16 protein-coding genes are annotated in these 19,725 nt (G+C 63.7%); 11 read left to right on the top strand and 5 right to left on the bottom strand.

Features of this window, described 5'->3' with window-relative positions; translation table 11 throughout:
• Positions 1–76 precede the first annotated feature (76 nt).
• From IAE40_RS14540 to IAE40_RS14555, 3 genes are all read left to right on the top strand, one after another.
• Positions 77–580 (top strand): GNAT family N-acetyltransferase, encoded by a 504-nt coding sequence (locus IAE40_RS14540; RefSeq protein ID WP_200603434.1) that lies wholly within the window; start codon positions 77–79, stop codon positions 578–580.
• A gap of 106 nt (positions 581–686) precedes the next feature.
• A complete protein-coding gene (locus IAE40_RS14550) occupies positions 687–3,176 on the top strand; it encodes a sensor domain-containing protein (protein ID WP_234465153.1) in 2,490 nt (829 codons plus the stop codon).
• Positions 3,177–3,287: 111 nt separating this feature from the next.
• Positions 3,288–4,166, top strand: coding sequence for a DMT family transporter (locus IAE40_RS14555; protein WP_054891552.1), 879 nt, complete (start codon positions 3,288–3,290; stop codon positions 4,164–4,166).
• A 3-nt stretch (positions 4,167–4,169) separates the two neighbouring features.
• Here IAE40_RS14555 and IAE40_RS14560 read toward each other — a convergent pair whose 3' ends face one another.
• Positions 4,170–4,799, bottom strand: a complete 630-nt coding sequence (locus tag IAE40_RS14560) for a hypothetical protein (protein WP_153772735.1) — start codon at positions 4,797–4,799, stop codon at positions 4,170–4,172.
• 350 nt (positions 4,800–5,149) lie between these two features.
• Here IAE40_RS14560 and katG point away from each other — a divergent pair, with 350 nt between their 5' ends.
• Entirely contained in the window at positions 5,150–7,399 is a 2,250-nt protein-coding gene (katG, locus tag IAE40_RS14565) for a catalase/peroxidase HPI (RefSeq protein ID WP_200603435.1), read from the top strand.
• 141 nt (positions 7,400–7,540) lie between these two features.
• Here the strand turns inward: katG and IAE40_RS14570 are convergent, their stop codons facing one another.
• Positions 7,541–8,491 (bottom strand): DMT family transporter, encoded by a 951-nt coding sequence (locus IAE40_RS14570; protein ID WP_197893450.1) that lies wholly within the window; start codon positions 8,489–8,491, stop codon positions 7,541–7,543.
• Positions 8,492–8,594: 103 nt separating this feature from the next.
• On the opposite strand from IAE40_RS14570, the gene IAE40_RS14575 reads away from it, so the two are divergent.
• Both IAE40_RS14575 and IAE40_RS14580 read left to right on the top strand, forming a co-directional pair.
• Entirely contained in the window at positions 8,595–9,479 is an 885-nt protein-coding gene (locus IAE40_RS14575) for a LysR substrate-binding domain-containing protein (protein ID WP_200603436.1), read from the top strand.
• 81 nt (positions 9,480–9,560) lie between these two features.
• Positions 9,561–10,721, top strand: coding sequence for a GGDEF domain-containing protein (locus IAE40_RS14580; protein WP_054891547.1), 1,161 nt, complete (start codon positions 9,561–9,563; stop codon positions 10,719–10,721).
• Positions 10,722–10,736: 15 nt separating this feature from the next.
• On the opposite strand, the gene IAE40_RS14585 is transcribed toward IAE40_RS14580, so the two are convergent.
• Positions 10,737–11,060 carry a DUF2790 domain-containing protein gene (locus tag IAE40_RS14585; protein ID WP_065862581.1) on the bottom strand — a complete coding sequence of 108 codons (324 nt, stop codon included), beginning with the start codon at positions 11,058–11,060 and terminating at the stop codon, positions 10,737–10,739.
• 225 nt (positions 11,061–11,285) lie between these two features.
• Between IAE40_RS14585 and IAE40_RS14590 the strand changes: the two genes are divergently transcribed.
• On the top strand, positions 11,286–12,623 hold the full coding sequence (locus IAE40_RS14590; RefSeq protein WP_200603437.1) for an OprD family porin: 1,338 nt from the start codon (positions 11,286–11,288) through the stop codon (positions 12,621–12,623).
• 108 nt (positions 12,624–12,731) lie between these two features.
• Here IAE40_RS14590 and IAE40_RS14595 read toward each other — a convergent pair whose 3' ends face one another.
• Entirely contained in the window at positions 12,732–13,730 is a 999-nt protein-coding gene (locus tag IAE40_RS14595) for a FecR family protein (protein WP_200603438.1), read from the bottom strand.
• 226 nt (positions 13,731–13,956) lie between these two features.
• Here IAE40_RS14595 and IAE40_RS14600 point away from each other — a divergent pair, with 226 nt between their 5' ends.
• From IAE40_RS14600 to IAE40_RS14615, 4 genes are all read left to right on the top strand, one after another.
• The gene (locus tag IAE40_RS14600; protein WP_054925628.1) at positions 13,957–14,445 is read left to right on the top strand and encodes a MarR family winged helix-turn-helix transcriptional regulator; all 489 of its coding nucleotides are present in this window, start codon (positions 13,957–13,959) and stop codon (positions 14,443–14,445) included.
• Positions 14,446–14,461: 16 nt separating this feature from the next.
• Entirely contained in the window at positions 14,462–15,658 is a 1,197-nt protein-coding gene (locus IAE40_RS14605; RefSeq protein ID WP_200603439.1) for an HlyD family secretion protein, read from the top strand.
• Complete coding sequence (locus IAE40_RS14610; protein ID WP_153772727.1) at positions 15,655–17,190, top strand: DHA2 family efflux MFS transporter permease subunit; 1,536 nt, start codon at positions 15,655–15,657, stop codon at positions 17,188–17,190. Before IAE40_RS14605 ends, IAE40_RS14610 begins: the two co-directional genes overlap by 4 nt.
• Positions 17,191–17,283: 93 nt before the next feature.
• Positions 17,284–18,030: an SDR family oxidoreductase gene (locus tag IAE40_RS14615; RefSeq protein WP_054891540.1), complete on the top strand. Its 747-nt coding sequence runs from the start codon at positions 17,284–17,286 to the stop codon at positions 18,028–18,030.
• Between the two features lie 3 nt (positions 18,031–18,033).
• Here IAE40_RS14615 and IAE40_RS14620 read toward each other — a convergent pair whose 3' ends face one another.
• Positions 18,034–19,722 (bottom strand): PAS domain-containing sensor histidine kinase, encoded by a 1,689-nt coding sequence (locus IAE40_RS14620; protein WP_200603440.1) that lies wholly within the window; start codon positions 19,720–19,722, stop codon positions 18,034–18,036.
• Positions 19,723–19,725 lie beyond the last annotated feature (3 nt).

Genomic DNA, 19,725 nt, shown 5'->3' on the forward strand with positions numbered 1-19,725 from the left:
TCTCGGTGCCGATCCCTGGAAAAACCTGTCTGGGCGGGTAGAATCGGCGCTCCTGCCTTCAGCGAGCCTGCCCCTTATGTCAGCGCCGTCACTCGAGCTGTTCCCGACCGGCCCTGAACACGCCGAAATCATCCGCAATCTTTATCAGTTCTATGCCTACGAGTCCTCGGACTGGGAGCAGGAAGACGTCGAGGCGGATGGGCGTTTCTACCTGCACGAGGCGCACATGGCGCGCTACTGGCAATCGCCCGGCTGGGGCGCCAGCCTGGTGCTGGTCGACGGCTTCATCGCCGGTTTCGTGCTGGTCGAGCGTAGCGAGCTGCCAGGGGTCGAGGCCCTCGAGCTGGCCGACCTGTTCATCCTCAAGCGCTACCGCCGTCAAGGCATTGGCCGGGCAATAGCGTGCCAGATGCTCTGCAGTGGCGCGCATGACTGGCTGTTGCGCTGCTATCGGCAGGATGAAGCGGCCATGGCCTTTTGCAGCCGCGTCGTCGCCGAGTTGCCGCGCGCCGTGCAGGCAATCGCGTCGGAAGATGACCCGCAGTTGCACACATGGCGTGTCGCGGCGGTGCGTCACTGAGGTCCAGCAAGCGCGAATTTTTGTGATCCACTTCACAAAATCCTGTCGCTCAAAGGCATAATGCCAGTATCTTGAAAAACGGCCCCGCAGGTTCAGGAAGAATGCCATGTCGCTAGTCGCGAGCCCCGACGTCATGTACCGGTTGTTGATCCAGAGCGTGGTGGACTATGCCATCTACCTGCTGACCCCGGAGGGGGTGGTCGCCAACTGGAACCCGGGGGCGCAGCGCGCCAAGGGCTATGAGGCCGCCGAGGTTGTCGGGCAGCACTACTCGCTGTTCTACAGCGAGGCGGACCGCGCTGCCGGCCTGCCGCAAGCCAACCTCGAGCAGGCGCGCCGCTGTGGTCGTTTCGAGGAGCATGGCTGGCGCCTGCGCAAGGACGGCAGCCTGCTGCGCGCCCATGTGGTGATCGAGGCGGTGCATGACGACGACGGGCAACTGGTGGGTTTCGCCAAGATCACCCGTGATTGCACCGAGCAGTACCATGCACAGATGGCCCAGCGCGAGCAGGAGCGGCATTTCCGCCTGCTGGTGCAGGGCGTGCGCGACTATGCCATCTATATGCTCGACAGCGCCGGCCATGTGATCAACTGGAACGCCGGGGCCGAGCGAGCCAAGGGCTACAAGGCCGATGAAATCGTCGGCCAGCATTTCTCGGTGTTCTACACCCATGAAGACCGCGTCGGTGGCCTGCCCGAACAGGGGCTGGAGACGGCCCGTCGGGAAGGGCGCTTCCAGGCCGAAGGTGTACGCCAGCGCAAGGACGGCTCGCATTTCTGGACCAGCGTGGTGATCGAGGCCATCCATGACGAGGACAGCGGCCAACTGGTCGGTTTCGCCAAGGTGACCCGTGACATCTCCGAGCGTCGCCGCTACGAGCTGGAGCTGCTGCAGGCCAAGGAGCTGGCCGAGCAGTACAGCCAGGAGATGAGTACCCTGTCGCAGTTTCTCGATTCGGTGATCGCCAATATTCCAGCCTGTGTCATCGTCCAGGACCTGGTCAGCCAGCGCATCCTGTTGGCCAACCAGCAGGCCGAGCGCTTGTTCGGTGGCCAGGGGGCGAGCCTGATCGGTACGCTGCCGGCAGACTGCGCGGTGCCGGCTGCCGCCGAGTTTCTCGAGCAGCAACTGGCGCGCGGCGCACGCAGTGCCAAGGGCTACGCCGCTGAAACCCGTGTCGAAACCGTCGCGGGTGCCCGCACCTTGCGCAGTCGCGCGCTGCTCAGCCAGAACCGCGACAACCAGGCCGATTACGTGCTGTTCATCGCCGAGGACGCCACTGAAGAACTGGCAGCCCATGCGCAGATTCACCACATGGCCCATCACGATGCGCTGACCGGCCTGCCCAATCGCACCTTGTTCCATGAGCGCCTCAAGCAGGCGCTGGCGCGCGGCGAGGACAGTGGCAAGCTGACCGCCACCTTGTGCCTGGACCTGGACAACTTCAAGAACATCAACGACTCCCTCGGCCATGCCTTCGGCGACAAACTGCTGCGTGCCCTGGGCAAGCGCCTGCGTCGGGAGCTGCGCGAGCACGACACCTTGGCCCGGCTAGGTGGGGATGAGTTCGCCGTGGTTCTGGCCGGGCTGGACAACCGCGAAGCGGCCTGCAATACCGCCCGACGCCTGATCGATGCGATCTGCCCGCCGTTCCAGATCGAAGGGCACCAGTTCGCTGTCGGTGTGAGCATTGGCATTGCCTTTGCGCCCGAGGACCAGGACAACGCCGAGCAACTGCTCGGCTACGCCGACATGGCCCTGTACGAAGCCAAGCGCAATGGCCGCAACCGCTACGAATGCTTCCATGTCGAACTCGACGTTGCCGCACGCCAGCGCCGCCTGGTGGAGACCGACCTGCGCACAGCCCTGCATCTGGGGCAACTGCAATTGCACTACCAGCCGGTGGTGGACCAGCAGTGCAACAGCGTCACCGGCTACGAGGCGCTGCTGCGCTGGGAACACCCCAGTCGTGGCCTGATCATGCCCATGGATTTCATTCCCATCGCCGAGGAGACCGGGCTGATCCACGAGATTGGCGCCCGCGTGTTGAATCTCGCCTGCCAGGAGGCGGCGACCTGGGAAGGGCAGGAGGTGGTGTCGGTCAACCTGTCGCCGGTGCAGTTCAAGAACACTGGGCTGGTGCACACCGTTTCCCTGGCACTGTCGGACTCAGGGCTTGCCCCGCATCGCCTGGAGCTGGAGATCACCGAGTCGGTGCTGCTGGGCAACAGCGAGGAGAACGTGCGCATCCTGCGGGAGCTGAAAGAGCTTGGCGTGTCGATCTCGCTGGACGATTTCGGCACCGGCTATTCGTCGCTGGGTTACCTACGCTCGTTCCCGTTCGACCGGATCAAGATCGACAAATCCTTCGTCCACGACATGTGCGACAGTCGCGAGGCGATGTCGATCATCCGCGCGATCACCGAGCTGTCCAACAGCCTGAAGATCAAGACTACGGCCGAGGGCGTGGAGTCGGCCGAGCAGATGGAGCGCCTGGCGGCAGAAGGGTGTTCGCATTTCCAGGGCTATTTCTATGGGCGACCGGCACCGGCCAGCGAGCGCCTGAAGAAGCCGGGCAGGATTGTCAGGGACTGAGGCACGGTGTCTGCTTCGCGGGTAAACTCGCCCTGACGCGGGCAAAAACACTTGCCATCCGGCGCCCCATCTCTTCTAAACTCGCAAGGTTCGTCCTGCCCAGAGATCCGCATGACCACCCGCACCCCGCTGTCCGGCGTCAACCACCCCTTGCGCGGCATCGCCCTGGTGGTGGCCGCGACTTTCCTGTTCGCCAGCCATGATGGGCTGTCGAAATTCCTCGGTGGTATCTACCCGGTGATCATGGTGGTCTGGGCGCGCTATGTGGTGCATACGCTGCTGATGGCCGGCATCTTCATGCCCCAGGCGGGGCTGCGTGTGCTGCGCACCCGGCGTCCGTTGCTGCAGACCTTGCGGGCCTTGAGCCTGCTCAGCACCAGCCTGTTGTTCACGGCGGGCCTGCAGTACCTGCCGCTGGCCGAGGCCACGTCGGTCAACTTTCTCGCCCCGGTGCTGGTCACTGCGCTGTCGGCTCCGCTGCTCAAGGAGCGGGTCACGCTCGGCCAGTGGCTGGCGGTAGTGATGGGGTTCATCGGGGTACTGGTGGTGGTGCATCCGGGCGGAGCGATGTTCACCCCGGCGATCCTGTTTCCCTTCGGTTCGGCCCTGGGTTTCTGCTTCTACCAGCTGCTGACCCGGATTCTGGCTGCCCATGACAGCCCAACCACCAGCAACTTCTACGCAGGCCTGTGCAACACCCTGATCATGAGTGCGCTGGTGCCGTTCTTCTGGCAGACACCGCAATGGCAGCACGTACTGCTGATGCTCGCCCTTGGCGGTTGCGGCATGACCGCCCACCTGCTGCTGACCAAGGCCTTCCGCCATGCAGCTCCGGCGCTGCTGGCGCCGTTCAGCTACTGCCAGATCGTGTTTGCGGGTGTGCTGGGCCTGGTGGTATTCGGCCAGGTGCCGGATACCACCAGTATCGTGGGCATCGCCATCATCTGCCTGAGCGGCCTGGGTGCCGCCTGGATGCAGCGGCGCAAGTGACCGTCAGCCTTTGACCAGGGCCTTGAGCGAAGCGTCGAAGCTGCGCAGGGCGTCGGCCTGCACGTTTTGCTCGACCTGCAACTGGCGGGCGACATTCGCCGTGTCGCTGGGCAGCGCTTCACGGGCCTGGCCTTCGGCGCGGCCGATGTAGGTCAGTTGGTCGTCGTAGAAGCGTGCGACCACCTGGGTTTCGATGTCCGGGCTGGTGGCGCTGGCGAGGCGGCTCTGGGCATCGAGTAGCACGATCACGTCGGGGCGATCGGCGAGCAGGGTGTCCAGATCGTCGTAGAAGGTGACCTCGGCGAAGGTTTGCGCCAGCGACTGCGCCAGCCAGCCATAGGCCTGGCTGCCACTGTTGAGCGTGGCCACTTGCACGGCACGCGAGGCGCCAGGCACTGAAGGAGGGACCTCGCGATGGCGCTGCAGGTAGTCCAGGGTGGCAGCGGCATTGCGGCCCAACAGCACGGCGACATGTTGGCCCGGTTTCAGCGACACGCTGGACAGCTCGGTGGCCGAATAGAAATGGCCGTAGGGTTGCGCCACCTGCGAGGTGGCCGAGGCGGCACAGCCACCCAGAGCGGCCAGCAGGGCCAAAATCGCGGCGAGCATACCGCCTTTGCTGATCGATGCCATGATCGATGCCTCATCGAAGGTTCAATGAAGCCATCTTCCGCCTCCGGGCCCAGCGGTGGAACTTGAAGATATTCATGGTCGCTATCGACGATGTCGATGGGGCGCGGCTGCCTCGTCCTGCCTGACAGACCCAGCCTATCGCCCTTCAATAGTCGCTCTATTAGACCTCTGCCCATGCTGGGCTAGTCTTTCCCGTGGCCTCGCGATTTGCGCGTGCAGCGCCGCGGGCCTGCGTCGGCAACAGACCGACCACCCCCTGATGAAGAGAAGGCCCGAGCCTTGCGGCTCGGGCTGCAGAACACCTGGCATAGACCGGAAATCTGGACAACCGACCCATAAGGTACCCGCAGATGTCGAACGAATCGAAATGCCCGTTCCATCAAACCGCAGGCGGCGGCACCACCAACCGTGACTGGTGGCCCGATCAGCTCAACCTCAGGATTCTCCACCAGCACGGCAGCCAGTCCGATCCGATGGACCCGGCTTTCGATTATGCCAAGGCGTTCAAGAGCCTTGACTTCCAAGCCCTGAAAAAAGACCTCACCGCGTTGATGACCGACTCCCAGGACTGGTGGCCTGCGGATTTTGGCCACTATGGCCCGCTGTTCGTGCGCATGGCCTGGCATAGCGCAGGCACCTACCGCATCGCGGACGGCCGCGGTGGCGCGGGCTCCGGTCAGCAGCGCTTCGCCCCGCTCAACAGCTGGCCCGACAACGTCAGCCTGGACAAAGCCCGGCGGCTGCTGTGGCCGATCAAGCAGAAATACGGCAACAAGATTTCCTGGGCCGACCTGATCGTGCTCACCGGCAACGTCGCGCTGGAGTCGATGGGCTTCAAGACCTTCGGTTTCTCTGGAGGCCGCGCCGATGTCTGGGAGCCGGACGAAGATGTGTACTGGGGCTCGGAGAAGGTCTGGCTGGGGGGTGACACCCGCTACGGCAAGGCCCAGCCGCCCGGTAAAGGTGATCTGGTGGCAGAACCTGCCAAGCATCCGGAGGAGCAAAGCCGTACCGAGCCGGCAGGGCGCAACCTTGAAAACCCGCTGGCAGCCGTGCAGATGGGCTTGATCTACGTAAACCCTGAAGGCCCGGAGGGCAATCCTGACCCGGTCGCTTCGGGCAAGGACATTCGCGAGACCTTCGGCCGCATGGCGATGAATGACGAAGAAACCGTGGCCCTGATCGCCGGCGGCCACGCCTTCGGCAAGACCCACGGTGCAGGCCCTGCGGACAACGTCGGTGCCGAACCTGAAGCCGCCGGGCTCGAGCTTCAAGGGCTGGGTTGGGCCAACAAGTTCGGCACTGGCAAGGGTGGCGATACCATCACCAGCGGCCTGGAAGTGACCTGGACCTCGACCCCGACCCGCTGGAGCAACGAGTACCTGAACAACCTGTTCAACTTCGAGTGGGAACTGACCAAGAGTCCGGCGGGCGCCCATCAATGGCGTCCCAAGGATGGCAAGGGGGCCAACAGCGTGCCCGATGCCCACGATCCGGCCAAGCGCCATTCACCGATGATGCTCACCTCTGACCTGGCCTTGCGCTTCGACCCGATCTACGAGCCGATCGCCCGGCGTTTCAAGGAGCATCCCGAGCAACTGGCCGACGCCTTCGCCCGTGCCTGGTACAAGCTGATCCACCGTGACATGGGGCCGCTGGCCCGTTACCTGGGCCCGGAAAACCCGCAGGAAGAACTGCTCTGGCAGGACCCGATCCCCAAGGTCGATCACCCGCTGGTAGACGAGCAGGACATCACGGCGCTCAAGGCCAAGGTGCTGGCCTCGGGCCTGAGCGTTGCCGAGCTTGTGTCCACCGCCTGGGCGGCAGCTTCGACCTTCCGTGGCTCGGACAAGCGCGGTGGCGCCAACGGCGGGCGCCTGCGCCTGGAACCTCAGCGCTCCTGGGCCGCCAACCAGCCTCAGCAATTGGACAAGGTGCTCAAGGCGCTGGAGAAAATCCAGGGCGAATTCAACAACGGCGGCAAGAAGATTTCGCTGGCCGACCTGATCGTGCTGGCCGGCTCCGCTGCGGTCGAGAAGGCCGCCCAGGACGCTGGACACACTGTCAACGTGCCGTTCCGGCCGGGTCGCACCGATGCCTCCCAGGCGCAGACCGATGTCGAGTCGTTCGCCGTGCTGGAGCCGCTGGCAGACGGCCTGCGCAACTTCACCAAGGCCAGGTACAGCGTCAAGGCCGAGAAGCTGCTGCTGGACAAGGCCCAGTTGCTGACCCTGACCGCGCCGGAACTGACCGTGCTGGTCGGTGGCCTGCGGGTGTTGGGCGCCAACCATGGTGGCAGCCAGCATGGGGTGTTTACCGACAAGCCTGGCAGCTTGAGCAACGATTTCTTCCGCAACCTGCTGGACATGAGCGTGGAATGGAAGCCGACCTCGGCTGACAACGAGACCTTCGAAGGCCGTGACCGCAAGACCGGGCAGGTGAAATGGACCGGCACGCGGGTTGACCTGGTGTTTGGTTCCCACGCCCAGTTGCGGGCGTTGAGCGAGGTGTACGGCAGCAGCGATGCCAAGGAGAAATTCGTCAAGGACTTCGTGGCGGCCTGGGTGAAGGTGATGGAACTCGACCGGTTCGACTTGTAGAAGCGGGACTGTAGGGCGCTTTTTCGCGGGTAGATCCGTTCCCACAGGTCTTGCGCAAGCCTTGAAGGCTTGCCCGGACCTGTGGGAGCGGCGGTTCGGCGCTCCGATTTACCCGCGAAACAACGCCGAGGTCATCAAGATTCAGGCGACAGCCTTCTGCGCCTCGGCCACCTTGGGCTTCGCCGGCTTGAGCCGTGATACACCCAGCAACACCAGAACCAGCCCGGCAATCTGGTAGCCCGAGATCGCCTCGCTGAGGATGGCCCAGGACGCCAGCATGGTCAGCACCGGCCCCAGGTTGCCGACCGCCGCAGTGTGTGTCGGGCCTAGGCGCTGGATCGCCAGGGCCACCCAGTAGATCGGCAGTACCGTGGAAAACAGCGCCATCATCGCCGCGTTGGCCCACACCGCAGCGGGCAATTGCGCCAACTGGGTGACATCCGCCACCAGCAGGTAGTGCGCCAGCACCATCAGCGACGAGGCCGAACCACACAGCCCGGCCATGCGCATCGAGCCCATGCGCTTGAGCATCATTCCGGTACCGGAGTAATACAGCGCGTAGGTGACGGCGCTGGCGAACACCCACAGCGACCCCACCAGCACTGCGTGCCCACCGCCGGCGGTGCCCAGGTCATGCACGAAGGCGATCCCCAGCCCCAGGTAGCACAACCCCATCGCCACCAGGGTGCGAGGGGTAGGGCGCTCACGCAGAGCGACGGCCTGGAAGATCAGCACCAGGGTCGGGTAGGTGAACAGAATCAGGCGTTCCAGACCCGCGCTGATGAACTGCAAACCGTAGAAATCGAACAGGCTCGACAGGTAGTAGCCCAGCAGCCCGAGCACAGCCACGCGAAACCCGTCACCCAGGGTCAGTGGAGTACTCGCCGAGCCACGACTGGCCCACACCAACCAGGCGAACAGCGGCAGCGACAGGCCCATGCGCAGCGCCAGCAAGGTCACTGCATCCACTGGCCCCGCGGCGTAGGCGAGCTTGACGAAGATCGCCTTGAAGCTGAAGCCCAGGGCGGCCAGGACGGCATAGAGGCTGCCGCTTTGCAGGTGTCGCTCAAGTGAGGTACGCAGGCTGTTCATGCTGAATCCGCAACAAAATAAGACAGAGGCTTATTCTGAATAGAAGGCTCGAAAGCTAGAATCGCTTTTTCTCGAACATGGCGTTCGTTTTTGGAGAAACCCCATGCACTTCGATCTTCAGGACTTGCGTCTGCTGGCTGCCATCGCAGCGACTGGCAGCCTGAGCAAGGCCGCGGCCAGTTTTCCGGTGGCGGTGTCGGCGGCAAGCACACGCTTGCGCCTGTTCGAGGAGCGCAGCGGTCTGATGTTGTTCACCCGCAGGGCTGACGGTATGCAGTTGACCCCATCTGGGCGGTTGGTACTGGAGTCGGCCCGTGGGGTGCTGGGCGAGGCGCAGAAACTGCAGGACACGCTCAAGGAGCTGGCCGGCCAGCGTCGAATCAACCTGCACCTGGCGGCCTCGACGGTCACCAACAGCACCTTGCTGCCGGCGGTACTGGGGCCGTTCCTGGCCGACTACCCCGAGGTCGACCTGCTGCTGGTCGAGCACAAGAGCGTCGATGTATTGCGGGTGGTGCTGGCTGGGGAGTGCGAGATCGGCGTGTTCGACGGCAACCTGGTCAACGATGGGCTGGTGTCGCTGCCGTTTCGCACCGAGCGTCTGGTGCTGCTGGTGCCTGCCGATCATGAACTGGCGACGCGTGAGCAGCTGCGTCTGGTCGATGCCCTGGATCATGCCTTCGTCTGCCTGCCGGCAGAGCGTGCCATGCAGCGCTTTGTCGAGGAGCTGGCGATGAACCTGGCCATGCCGCTGAAGATCCGCGTGCGCGCGCCCAGCTTCGAGGCCATCGCCCAGCTGGTGGCCCAGCGCGCCGGGCTGGCGATTGTCCCGGAGATCGCGGCTGTGCGCGCCGAGCAGGAGTTCGCGGTGCGCAGGGTGGCACTGGAGGAGCGTTGGGCGACTCTGGAGCTGCGCATCTGCTTTCGCAGTTGGGAAGGTCTCAGTTCCCACGCCAGGCAACTGGTCACCTTCCTTTCCGGGCAGTAATCCGATGAGCTGGCACTCTGCAATCCTGGCCGGAGCGCTTACAATCACCGCTTTTGCCCTCCAAGACAGGCACGCCGGTCAATGACGCTCGACCCCCCAACCCTCCTGGCCCTGACCGTCGCCCTTGCGGCAGCAGCTGCGCTATACCTGGCGATCGAATGGCGCAGTGTGCGCGAGTCGTCGTTGCTCTACTGGAGTGCCGGTTTCGCCACCATCACCGTTGGTTCTACCCTCGCGCTGCTGCGCATGAACGGTTTTCTGCTGATTGGTATCTGGTTCGCCAATGGGATGCTGGTGTTCGCGCATTTCTGCTTCCTGCTGGGCGTTGCCCGTTTCACCGAGGTGCGATTGTCACGGGGCTGGCTGCTGGTCGTGCTGCTGTGGGTGAGCCTGCTGCTGCTGCCGGAAGGGCCGTCGTGGTCGAAGATCATGCTGGTGGTCAATTCGCTGCTGGTGGCCCTGGTGTCGCTACGTGCCAGTTTCCTGCTGCGTCCGCACGGCGTGTCGCTGAGTGTGGGGGCGGTGCAACTGCGCTACGTGATGCTGATCCACGGGCTGTTCTACGTGATCAAGGCCCTGACCGTGGTGATTCCGGGAACCTTGATCGACCTTGCGGCATTTCGCGGTGAAATCATCCAGATTTCGCTGATCGAAGGGGCGATGGCGATCATGCTGATCGCCTTGTCGATGACCGGCACCGAGCGCTACCGGCGTGAGGAGCGCATCGCGCTTCTCGCCGCGCGTGATCCGCTCACGGCGCTGTTCAACCGCCGCGCCCTGGAAGTGCGTGCGCCGGTGTTGCTGCGGGCGACAAGCCACGAGCGCCCTGGCGCCGTGCTGTTGATCGATATCGACAACTTCAAGCTGGTCAACGACCTTTACGGCCATACCGCAGGTGACCGGCTGCTGGTGGCGCTGAGCGAAACCATTCGTGGCCTGCTGCCGGCCAATGCCCTGGCAGCGCGACTGGGGGGTGATGAGTTCGTCATTCTGCTGGGCAATGCGCGCCGCGACGAAGTCGAGGTGCTGGGCACTATTCTGCGCGAGCGCTTCCAGGACATCGCTGCACAATCCTTCGTCACCCCGATGGCGGTGACCCTGAGCATCGGTGCCAACCTGTTCGATCAGCCGCCGGCCAGCCTCACGGCGCTGATCGAGCAGAGCGATGCCGCGCTGTATCAGTCCAAGCGCAGTGGACGCGACAGCATGCGCCTGGTGGACCTGACCTTGACGGGCGATTGAGCCGGCATCGGGCTTTCACTTGTTGTTGATGCATTCGGACTGCACCGAATAACGCACGGTGCGCAGGGTGCCCTGGCTGTCCTCGAAGGTCATCAGGCGCGGTACCACCTCGCACGTGCGCGGGTCGCCTGACTGGCGCACCAGCCGCGCCACATCCAGTGGCATGCCATAGCGGTAGTCGACGATCTCCGGCATGGGCTTGTCGCGCTTGATGGCGTAGGCGGCCACGGCTTGCTGGTGCGCCTGCAGCAACTGCTCGCTGCGCTGAGCGGAAAAGCCGGTGGCTTGGACGCCGAAGGCCAGCAGGAGCAGGGCGATCGCTGTACTCAGTCGTTTCATGGGGTGTCTCCGGAAGGGCTGTGGTTTCCGGATCACGCTAGCGAGCAGCAGCCAACAAGGGCATGACGACAGCCTTACAGTTGTGAAAGGTCCGCACGCATGACGCCATTGTAATGTGCCGATCACCTTCCCGTTATCCACCTGCGGCGAGCATCGATGCTGGCCGCGAACGCACCTGCGAAACGGCCTGACAAGAACAACAGCCGTTATCGAAGGAGCATTCGCATGAGATATCGTCCGGGACTTTCCCTGGCCGCGCTGGTGGCGCTGGCCGGTCCTTCGGCGTGGGCCGAGGACGCTACGAAAGAAGGGTTCATAGAGGGCAGCCGCCTGAGCGTGCTGAACCGCAACTACTACTTCAACCGTGACAACCGCGACGCGGTGGCACCGACCTATAACAGAGCCAAGGCGCCCGACAATGGCTATTCCGAAGCCTGGGCGCATGCTGTCATCACCCGCTTCGAGTCCGGCTTTACCCAGGGCACCGTGGGGGTAGGGGTCGATGCCTTTGCCATGCTCGGGCTCAAGCTCGACACCGGAGGCGGGCGCAACGGTGGACGCAGCTCGTTCGATGTACTGCCGGTGGATCGCGACGGCCAGGCGCGTGACGAATACAGCAAGCTCGGCGGCGCGGCCAAGGTGCGGGTGTTCGACACGGTGCTGCGGGTGGGCGATGTGTTTCCGGCCAACCCGGTGGTCGCGGCGGGCGATTCACGCCTGCTGCCGGAGAGCTTTCGCGGCGTGACCGTCGAGAACACCAGCCTGGCGGGCCTGAACTTGCAGGCCGGGCGCCTGCATGCAATGAGCCAGCCGATGTCCAGCGACATGCGCGAGTCTTTCGCGACCTTCTATGGCGGGCCTGTGGATTCGCCATGGATCGCCTATGGCGGCGGCGACTATGCCATCAACGAACATGTCAGCGTCAGCCTGTTCGGCAGTCGCCTGAAGGATGTGTGGAACCAGTACTACGCCGGTACCAGCGTTACCTGGCCATTGAGCGATGAGCTGGCGTTGATCGGTGGCTTCAACTTCTACAACGCCAAGGACGAAGGGCGTAAACGCCTGGGCACCTTCGACAACAACATCTGGAGCGCCAAGCTCGGTGTGCGTTACGGCGCCCACACCGTCGCCTTGACCCACCAACGCAACAATGGCAACGACGATTTCGATTACCTGCGCCAGTCCGACTCGATCTTTCTCGACAACTCCATCCAGTACAGCGACTTCAACTCGCCCAAGGAGCGCTCGTGGATGCTGCGCTATGACCTGAACATGGCCGGGTATGGCGTCCCCGGGCTGTCGTTCATGACCCGCTACGGGCGCGGCAGTGACGCTGATTACTCGAACGCCAACGCCTATTACATGCGTCGCGATGGCAATGGCGATCCGCTGACCGACCAGAAGCGCTGGGAGCGCGACATCGAGGTCAAGTACGTAGTGCAGACCGGCGCGGCCAAGGACCTTTCGCTGCGCGTGCGCCAGGCGACCACCCGGGCGACGGCGTTCGAGTCCGATCTGGATGAGGTGCGGGTGATCGTCGAGTATCCGTTGTCGATCCTTTGAGCTTGAGCCCATTCACCTTCAGAAGCCTTGCGCTCCTTTGGTTGCAGGTGAATGTCTTGGCGCCTCGATTGAGGCGCCTTTTTTGTGGCTGCCATTTGGCAGCGCACATCACCCCTTGTCGGAGGACGGCAGGATGCGGTTGATGACCGTGCTGCCGTTGTCGTTGCGGGTCAGGTAGATCGGCAGGACCTTGGGCAGGTTGTTTACCAGACGGTTGACGTCGCGGGTGTCGTAGATGCCGCTGATGCGGATGTTGCCGACAGTGCTGTCGGCCAGCAACAGGGGTTTGTCCAGGTAGCGGTTGATCACCGGCAATGCCTGGGACAGGCTGAGGTTGTCGAGTACCAGGCGACCGCTGCGCCAGGCCAGGCTATTGGCATAGTCGTCGCTCTGGGCCAGTTGCGGTTCGAAGTCACCGATGCTGTAGCTGGCCTGCATGCCGGGGCCGAGGCGGTAGCCGCCTTCGCCACTGTGGCTGGAAACCAGCACTGAGCCTTCGACCAGGGTCACCTTGACCTGATCTTCGTACTTCCACACGTTGAACTGCGTGCCGGTGACCCGCGTCTGGCCGTGACCGGCGCGCACGATGAAAGGGTGCTCGCTGTCGTGGGTAACCTTGAAGAAGGCTTCGCCCTTGATCAGGTCGACCTGGCGCCGGTCCTTGTAGTTGAGGTAGCGCAGCTCGCTGTTCAAATTGAGCTCGACCTGGCTGCCGTCGTGCAGTTGCACCGTACGCACCTGCTGGTCGCTGTCGAAATGCTGATAGCGATTGGGCAACCAGCCTTGCTCCCAGCCAACCCAGCCGGCCAGGGGCAGGGCGAGCAGGGTGATCACCGCGGCTGAGGCCAGTGGTCGCCAGTTGCGCTGGTGGGACCTGGCCGCAGGCAGTTCGGTCACGTTGGTAGTACGCGGCAACATGTCGGCGGTATGCCAGATCTCCAGCATCGCCTGGTATTCCTCGGCATGCCGGGTGTCGGTGGCCAGCCACTGGGCAAATGCCTCACGCTCGGCGGCCGAGCAGTCCTCGGCGTGCAGGCGCATGCACCAGTGCGCAGCGGCATCGGTGATGGCATCGTCGTCGAGGGGGGTGAGGCGGTCTTGGTTCATTGCGGCTCCCGGTTTTGCGCATTCTACCTGCCAGAAGGGCCCTGCGAGAACCAAGATAATGGCGAATGACTATCAGTTGCGATTTTTTTGTCGGTTTTCCGGCGCAGCGGCATAGGGGGCACCGAGAGGGCTGAGGGAACAACGACTTAGATAGCCTGCTAATAAAAGCTTTGACATTAACTGCCTAGGCAGTAATATTTTCTAACATCTTTTCTGAGCGATGCCGATGGCCCATTTCACCCCGGAAAACTTCCAGACCTGCGCCATTGGCATGTTGCTCGGCCGCGCCTCGTTATTGAAGGACCGCATTCTCGACTGGCACCTGGAAGCTGATGGCGTTACCGCTGCGCAGTTCAAGGTGTTGATCATCGTGACCCAGTACCAGGTAGATACCCCGGCCGAACTGTGCCGCTGCCTGGGGCTGGACAGCGGTTCGATGACGCGCATGCTCGATCGCCTCGAGCAGAAGGGCCTGATCCTGCGCAACCGCTGTCCCGACGACCGTCGCCAGGTGCGGCTGGCGCTGACCGACGACGGTCAACGTCTGGCTGACCGTCTGCCGGAGATCGGGGCAATGGCGATGAACGAGCTGGTCGGTTCGCTCGAACCCGACGAGCTCAAGATCCTCGAGACGCTGCTGGCAAAGATTCTCTTGGCCGCCAGCGACCCGTTGACGATTGCCCGTTTCGGCGATCGCACCCCTGATCCGACTTGATTCAAAGGTACTTCTCATGGCCACACCCTCGGATGCACCCACTCCCGCCGAAGTGCCCGACGCCACGCGCAAGCGCAAGACCTGGCTGCTGGCCCTGTTGCTGGTATTGATATTGGCCGGCGCCGCCGGCTGGGCCTGGTACAGCTTGGTCGGGCGCTGGCACGAAAGCACCGACGATGCCTACGTCAACGGTAACGTGGTGGAGATCACTCCATTGGTGACGGGTACCGTCACCAGCATCGGCGCCGACGATGGCGACCTGGTGCACGCCGGCCAGGTGCTGTTGCGCTTCGACCCCAGTGACAGCGAGGTCGCGCTGCAGGCCAGCGAGGCCAAGCTGGCGCGCACGGTGCGCCAGGTGCGCGGCTTGTACAGTAACGTCGATGCACTCAAGGCCCAGGTGCAGACGCGCCAGGCCGAACTGAAGAAGGCTCGCGAGAACTACGCCCGGCGCAAGGTCCTGGCTGACAGCGGGGCGATCGCCGCTGAAGAGCTGTCGCACTCACGCGACGACCTGACCGCTGCGCAGAGCGCCCTGGACAACGCCCGCCAGCAACTCAACACCAGCACTGCGCTGATCGACGACACCGTGGTGTCGTCGCACCCGGACGTGATGGCCGCGGCCTCCGACCTGCGTCAGGCTTACCTGGACAACGCTCGCACCACGTTGGTGGCGCCGGTGACCGGCTACGTCGCCAAGCGCACCGTGCAATTGGGGCAGCGCCTGCAGCCGGGTACCGCGACCATGGCGGTGATTCCGCTCGACCAGGTATGGATCGACGCCAACTTCAAGGAAACCCAGCTGCGTGACATGCGTATCGGTCAGCCAGTGGAGATCACCGCCGACCTGTACGGTAGCGAAGTCAAGTACAGCGGGACGGTCGACAGCCTGGGCGCCGGCACTGGCAGTGCCTTCGCCCTGCTGCCCGCGCAGAACGCCACGGGCAACTGGATCAAGATCGTCCAGCGTGTGCCGGTGCGGGTGCACCTGAACCCCGACCAGCTCAAGGACCATCCGCTGCGCATCGGCCTGTCCACCGTGGTCGAGGTCGACCTGCACGACCAGAGTGGCCCGGCGCTGGCCCAACAGCCGCCGCAACAGGCCAGCTACACCACCCAGGTGTATGACCGTCAGTTGGCCGAGGCCGATCGTCTGATCGCCCAGCTGATCCATGACAACAGCGCCGCCAGTGGCAAGACGGCGCAGCGATGAGCAACGGCGCATCCGCCCAGTTCACCCCGCCGAGCCTGCTGCTGACCACCATTGGGTTGTCGCTGGCGACCTTCATGCAGGTGCTCGACACCACCATCGCCAACGTGGCGTTGCCAACCATTTCCGGCAACCTGGGGGTGAGCTACGAGCAGGGCACCTGGGTCATCACCTCCTTTGCGGTAAGCAATGCCATTGCGCTGCCGCTGACGGGGTGGCTGAGCCGCCGTTTTGGCGAGGTGAAACTGTTCATCTGGGCCACCTTGCTGTTCGTGCTGGCGTCGTTCCTCTGTGGTATTGCCCAGTCGATGCCCGAGCTTGTGGGCTTTCGCGTGCTCCAGGGCGTGGTCGCAGGCCCCTTGTATCCGATGACCCAGACCTTGCTGATTGCGGTCTACCCTCCCGCCAAACGGGGGATGGCGCTTGCGTTGCTGGCAATGGTGACGGTGGTGGCCCCGATTGCCGGGCCAATCCTCGGCGGCTGGATCACCGACAGCTATAGCTGGCCGTGGATTTTCTTCATCAATGTACCGATCGGTCTGTTCGCTGCCGCCGTTGTGCGCCAGCAGATGCGCACACGTCCGGTGACCACCAGTCGCCAGCCGATGGATTACATCGGCCTGCTGACGCTGATCGTCGGTGTCGGCGCCTTGCAGGTGGTGCTCGACAAGGGTAACGACCTGGATTGGTTCGAGTCCTCGTTCATCGTGGTGGGTAGCCTGATTTCCGCGGTCTTCCTGGCCATCTTCGTGATCTGGGAACTCACCGATCGGCACCCGGTGGTGAACCTGCGGCTATTCGTGCACCGCAATTTCCGCATCGGCACCCTGGTGTTGGTGGGCGGGTATGCGGGCTTCTTTGGCATCAACCTGATCCTGCCCCAGTGGCTGCAGACGCAGATGGGCTACACGGCGACTTGGGCGGGGCTTGCGGTAGCGCCGATCGGCCTGCTGCCGGTGATCATGTCGCCCTTCGTTGGCAAGTATGCGCATCGCTTCGACCTGCGCCTGCTCGCAGGGATCGCCTTTCTGGCCATTGGCGCAAGCTGCTACATGCGTGCGGGTTTCACCAACGAGGTCGACTTCCTGCACATCGCCCTGGTGCAATTGTTCATGGGGATCGGGGTAGCGCTGTTCTTCATGCCGACCCTGACCATCCTGCTTTCGGACCTGCCGCCGCATCAGATTGCCGACGGCTCTGGGCTGGCGACGTTCCTGCGTACACTCGGCGGCAGTTTCGCCGCCTCGCTGACCACCTGGATCTGGATCCGCCGGGCCGACCAGCACCATGCCTACCTGAGCGAGCACATCAGTCAGTACGACCCGGCAACGCGTCACACCCTCGAGCAACTCGGCGGGGCGACTCCGCAGAGCTATGCGCAGCTTGAGCAGATCCTCAACAGCCAGGCCTACATGATGTCGACGGTGGACTACTTCACCTTGCTGACCTGGGTGTTTGGCGCCTTGATCCTGCTGGTGTGGCTCGCTCGCCCGCCTTTCACGGCCAAAGCCGGACCCGCTTCGGCGGGGCACTGAGGTGTACTTGCGGCACGGCTGCGTGCAGCCGTTGCCGCAATCGGGGCTTTTCCCCTAACCTTGTAGGTCTATTCCTTCGACAGTGGCAGTTTCATGGACAAGGTCATTCTCATCACTGGCGCCAGCCGCGGTATCGGTGCCGCGACCGCGCGGTTGGCGGCGCAACAGGGCTACCGCATCTGCATCAATTATCACGCCGACGATCACGCTGCCGAACGCATCCTGGCTGAGGTTCGGGGGCTGGGCGCCCAGGCCATCGCCGTGCGAGCCGATGCCAGCGTCGAGGATGAAGTGATCCAGGTGTTCCAGCGGATCGACCAGGAGCTGGGCCCTGTCACCGCACTGGTCAATAATGCCGGGACCATCGCGACCCAGAGCCGGGTCGACGAAATGTCCGAATTCCGCCTGCTCAAGCTGATGAAAACCAACGTGGTCGGCCCGATGCTCTGTGCCAAACATGCCTTGCTGCGCATGTCGCGGCGCCACGGCGGGCAGGGTGGTGCGATCGTCAACGTGTCGTCGGTGGCTGCACGCCTGGGCTCGCCCAACGAGTACGTCGACTATGCCGCTTCCAAGGGCGCGTTGGACACCTTCACCCTTGGGCTTGCCAAGGAAGTGGCGGGCGAGGGGGTGCGGGTCAACGGCGTGCGTCCCGGTTATATCCATACCGACTTCCACGCCTTGAGCGGTGATGCCCAGCGCGTCACCAAGCTCGAACCTGGCCTGCCCATGGGCCGCGGTGGGCAACCGGAGGAAGTGGCCGAGGCGATCCTCTGGTTGTTGTCGGAGAAAGCATCCTATTCCACCGGCAGCTTCATCGATCTGGGAGGCGGGCGCTGAGCCTCAGCCCAGGATGTGTGTCACCCGTTCGAGCAGTGTTTTCAGCTCGAACGGGCTGGAAATGATTTCGATATTTGTTGGCAAACCGTCGTGGTCTGCCAGCGTCTGGGTGGCGTAGCCGGTGATGAGCAAGGCTGTGCAGCCAGGTGTCAGGGCCGCATTCATTTCGATCAGTTGTCTACCCTTGGGGCTGTCGGACAAGGCGGTGTTGCCGACCAGCAGGCCCGGGCGCAGCCCCTTGCGCAGGGCGGCAAGCGCCCGGTCGGTGCTGGCGAAGGCATGCACGTCGTAGCCCGCCTCGCTCAGCAGCTCGCTGATGACCAGCTTCATCGCCGCCTGGTCCTCGACCAGCAGGATTGACCGCGCAGGTGGCGGGGCCGGCAGGCTCTGCGGTTCGGGGGGCGGGAGGTTTTCAGCCCTGGGCAAATAAAGGTGAACGCAGGTGCCGTTGCCCGGAATCGAATCGAGGTGCATTTGCCCCCCAGACTGCCGCACGAAGCCGTACACCATGGACAACCCCAAGCCAGTGCCCTGCCCGAGCGGCTTGGTGGTGTAGAACGGTTCGATGGCTCGTTGCGCCACCTCCGCTGGCATGCCTTGGCCGTTGTCCTCGACTCGCAAGTGCAGGTATTGGCCCGGGGCGAGTCGCAGACGTTGGGCTTGCGCCGGGGTCATTTCCAGGTTTTCGCAATGAATCACCAAGGTGCCACCGTCGGGCATGGCATCGCGGGCATTGATGCACAGGTTGAGCAGCGCGCTTTCCAGTTGCGAGGGGTCGATGCAGGTTGGCCACAGCTGTGAAGCTGTGCGATCGATGAGCTCGATGTCCGAGCGCAGCGAGCTCTGCAGCAGCGCCAGCATGTCGCCGACCAGTTGCTGGATGTCGGTGGCGCGGGGCAGCAATGTCTGTCTGCGCGAGAAGGCCAGCAGGCGCTGCACCAGTGACGCGGCCTTGGACGCGTTTTGCTCGATGATGCCGAACAGCCGGCTCACCTCATCGTTCTGCGGCCCGCACAGGCGTGGCTTGGCAAGCTCCAGCGCACCGAAGATGCCACCGAGCAGGTTATTGAAGTCGTGGGCGATGCCGCCGGTGAGTTGGCCGACCGCTTCCATTTTCTGCGCCTGGCGCAGCGCCTGCTCGGCTTCGCGCAGGCGCTCCTGCTCAAGGGTGCGCTCGGTGATGTCGTAGGCGAACAGGCAGGCGCTGAGTGGCGGGCGTTCGTCGCTGTGCAGCGGGGTGATCCGCAGCTCGTAGTGGCGCCGATAGGGCGGCCCGTCGAAGGCGACGCTTTCGATCACCGTTTCCCCCGCCAGCGCTCGGTTGACCAGTGGTAGCAGGCATTGGAGCGGCTGTGGCAGGCCGGCAAGCGCTTCATCCAGGCGATCGCCGGTCCTGGGGCAGAAACCGTGCAGGCGCTGGAATGTCTGTCGGGCAGTACGGTTGATCGCTTGCAGACGCAGGTCCGGGGCGATGACGAAGACATTGGCCAGGCTGTGATCGACCAGCTCGATGAACAGCCGGCGTTCGGCCAGGGTCTGGTCGAAGCGCTGCTCGAGTTGCTCGTGCACTCGGCGCAACAGGACGTTGTCCAAGGGCGATACTTCGGCTTGCTGCGCCAGCCGGTTTTCCAGCTCGCCGTTGCGCTGCTGCAAGGCCAGGATCTGTTGGCGCAGTTGAGTGGGGTCGTTCATCGG

This window comes from Pseudomonas sp. S44 (genome assembly GCF_016624805.1).
Lineage (GTDB): Bacteria > Pseudomonadota > Gammaproteobacteria > Pseudomonadales > Pseudomonadaceae > Aquipseudomonas > Aquipseudomonas machongensis.

Coding starts and splice junctions, on each gene's coding strand:
- IAE40_RS14540 (WP_200603434.1), top strand. CDS start 77: ATGTCAGCGCCGTCACTCGAGCTGTTCCCGACCGGCCCTGAACACGCC.
- IAE40_RS14550 (WP_234465153.1), top strand. CDS start 687: ATGTCGCTAGTCGCGAGCCCCGACGTCATGTACCGGTTGTTGATCCAG.
- IAE40_RS14555 (WP_054891552.1), top strand. CDS start 3,288: ATGACCACCCGCACCCCGCTGTCCGGCGTCAACCACCCCTTGCGCGGC.
- IAE40_RS14560 (WP_153772735.1), bottom strand. CDS start 4,799: ATGGCATCGATCAGCAAAGGCGGTATGCTCGCCGCGATTTTGGCCCTG.
- katG (WP_200603435.1), top strand. CDS start 5,150: ATGTCGAACGAATCGAAATGCCCGTTCCATCAAACCGCAGGCGGCGGC.
- IAE40_RS14570 (WP_197893450.1), bottom strand. CDS start 8,491: ATGAACAGCCTGCGTACCTCACTTGAGCGACACCTGCAAAGCGGCAGC.
- IAE40_RS14575 (WP_200603436.1), top strand. CDS start 8,595: ATGCACTTCGATCTTCAGGACTTGCGTCTGCTGGCTGCCATCGCAGCG.
- IAE40_RS14580 (WP_054891547.1), top strand. CDS start 9,561: ATGACGCTCGACCCCCCAACCCTCCTGGCCCTGACCGTCGCCCTTGCG.
- IAE40_RS14585 (WP_065862581.1), bottom strand. CDS start 11,060: ATGAAACGACTGAGTACAGCGATCGCCCTGCTCCTGCTGGCCTTCGGC.
- IAE40_RS14590 (WP_200603437.1), top strand. CDS start 11,286: ATGAGATATCGTCCGGGACTTTCCCTGGCCGCGCTGGTGGCGCTGGCC.
- IAE40_RS14595 (WP_200603438.1), bottom strand. CDS start 13,730: ATGAACCAAGACCGCCTCACCCCCCTCGACGACGATGCCATCACCGAT.
- IAE40_RS14600 (WP_054925628.1), top strand. CDS start 13,957: ATGGCCCATTTCACCCCGGAAAACTTCCAGACCTGCGCCATTGGCATG.
- IAE40_RS14605 (WP_200603439.1), top strand. CDS start 14,462: ATGGCCACACCCTCGGATGCACCCACTCCCGCCGAAGTGCCCGACGCC.
- IAE40_RS14610 (WP_153772727.1), top strand. CDS start 15,655: ATGAGCAACGGCGCATCCGCCCAGTTCACCCCGCCGAGCCTGCTGCTG.
- IAE40_RS14615 (WP_054891540.1), top strand. CDS start 17,284: ATGGACAAGGTCATTCTCATCACTGGCGCCAGCCGCGGTATCGGTGCC.
- IAE40_RS14620 (WP_200603440.1), bottom strand. CDS start 19,722: ATGAACGACCCCACTCAACTGCGCCAACAGATCCTGGCCTTGCAGCAG.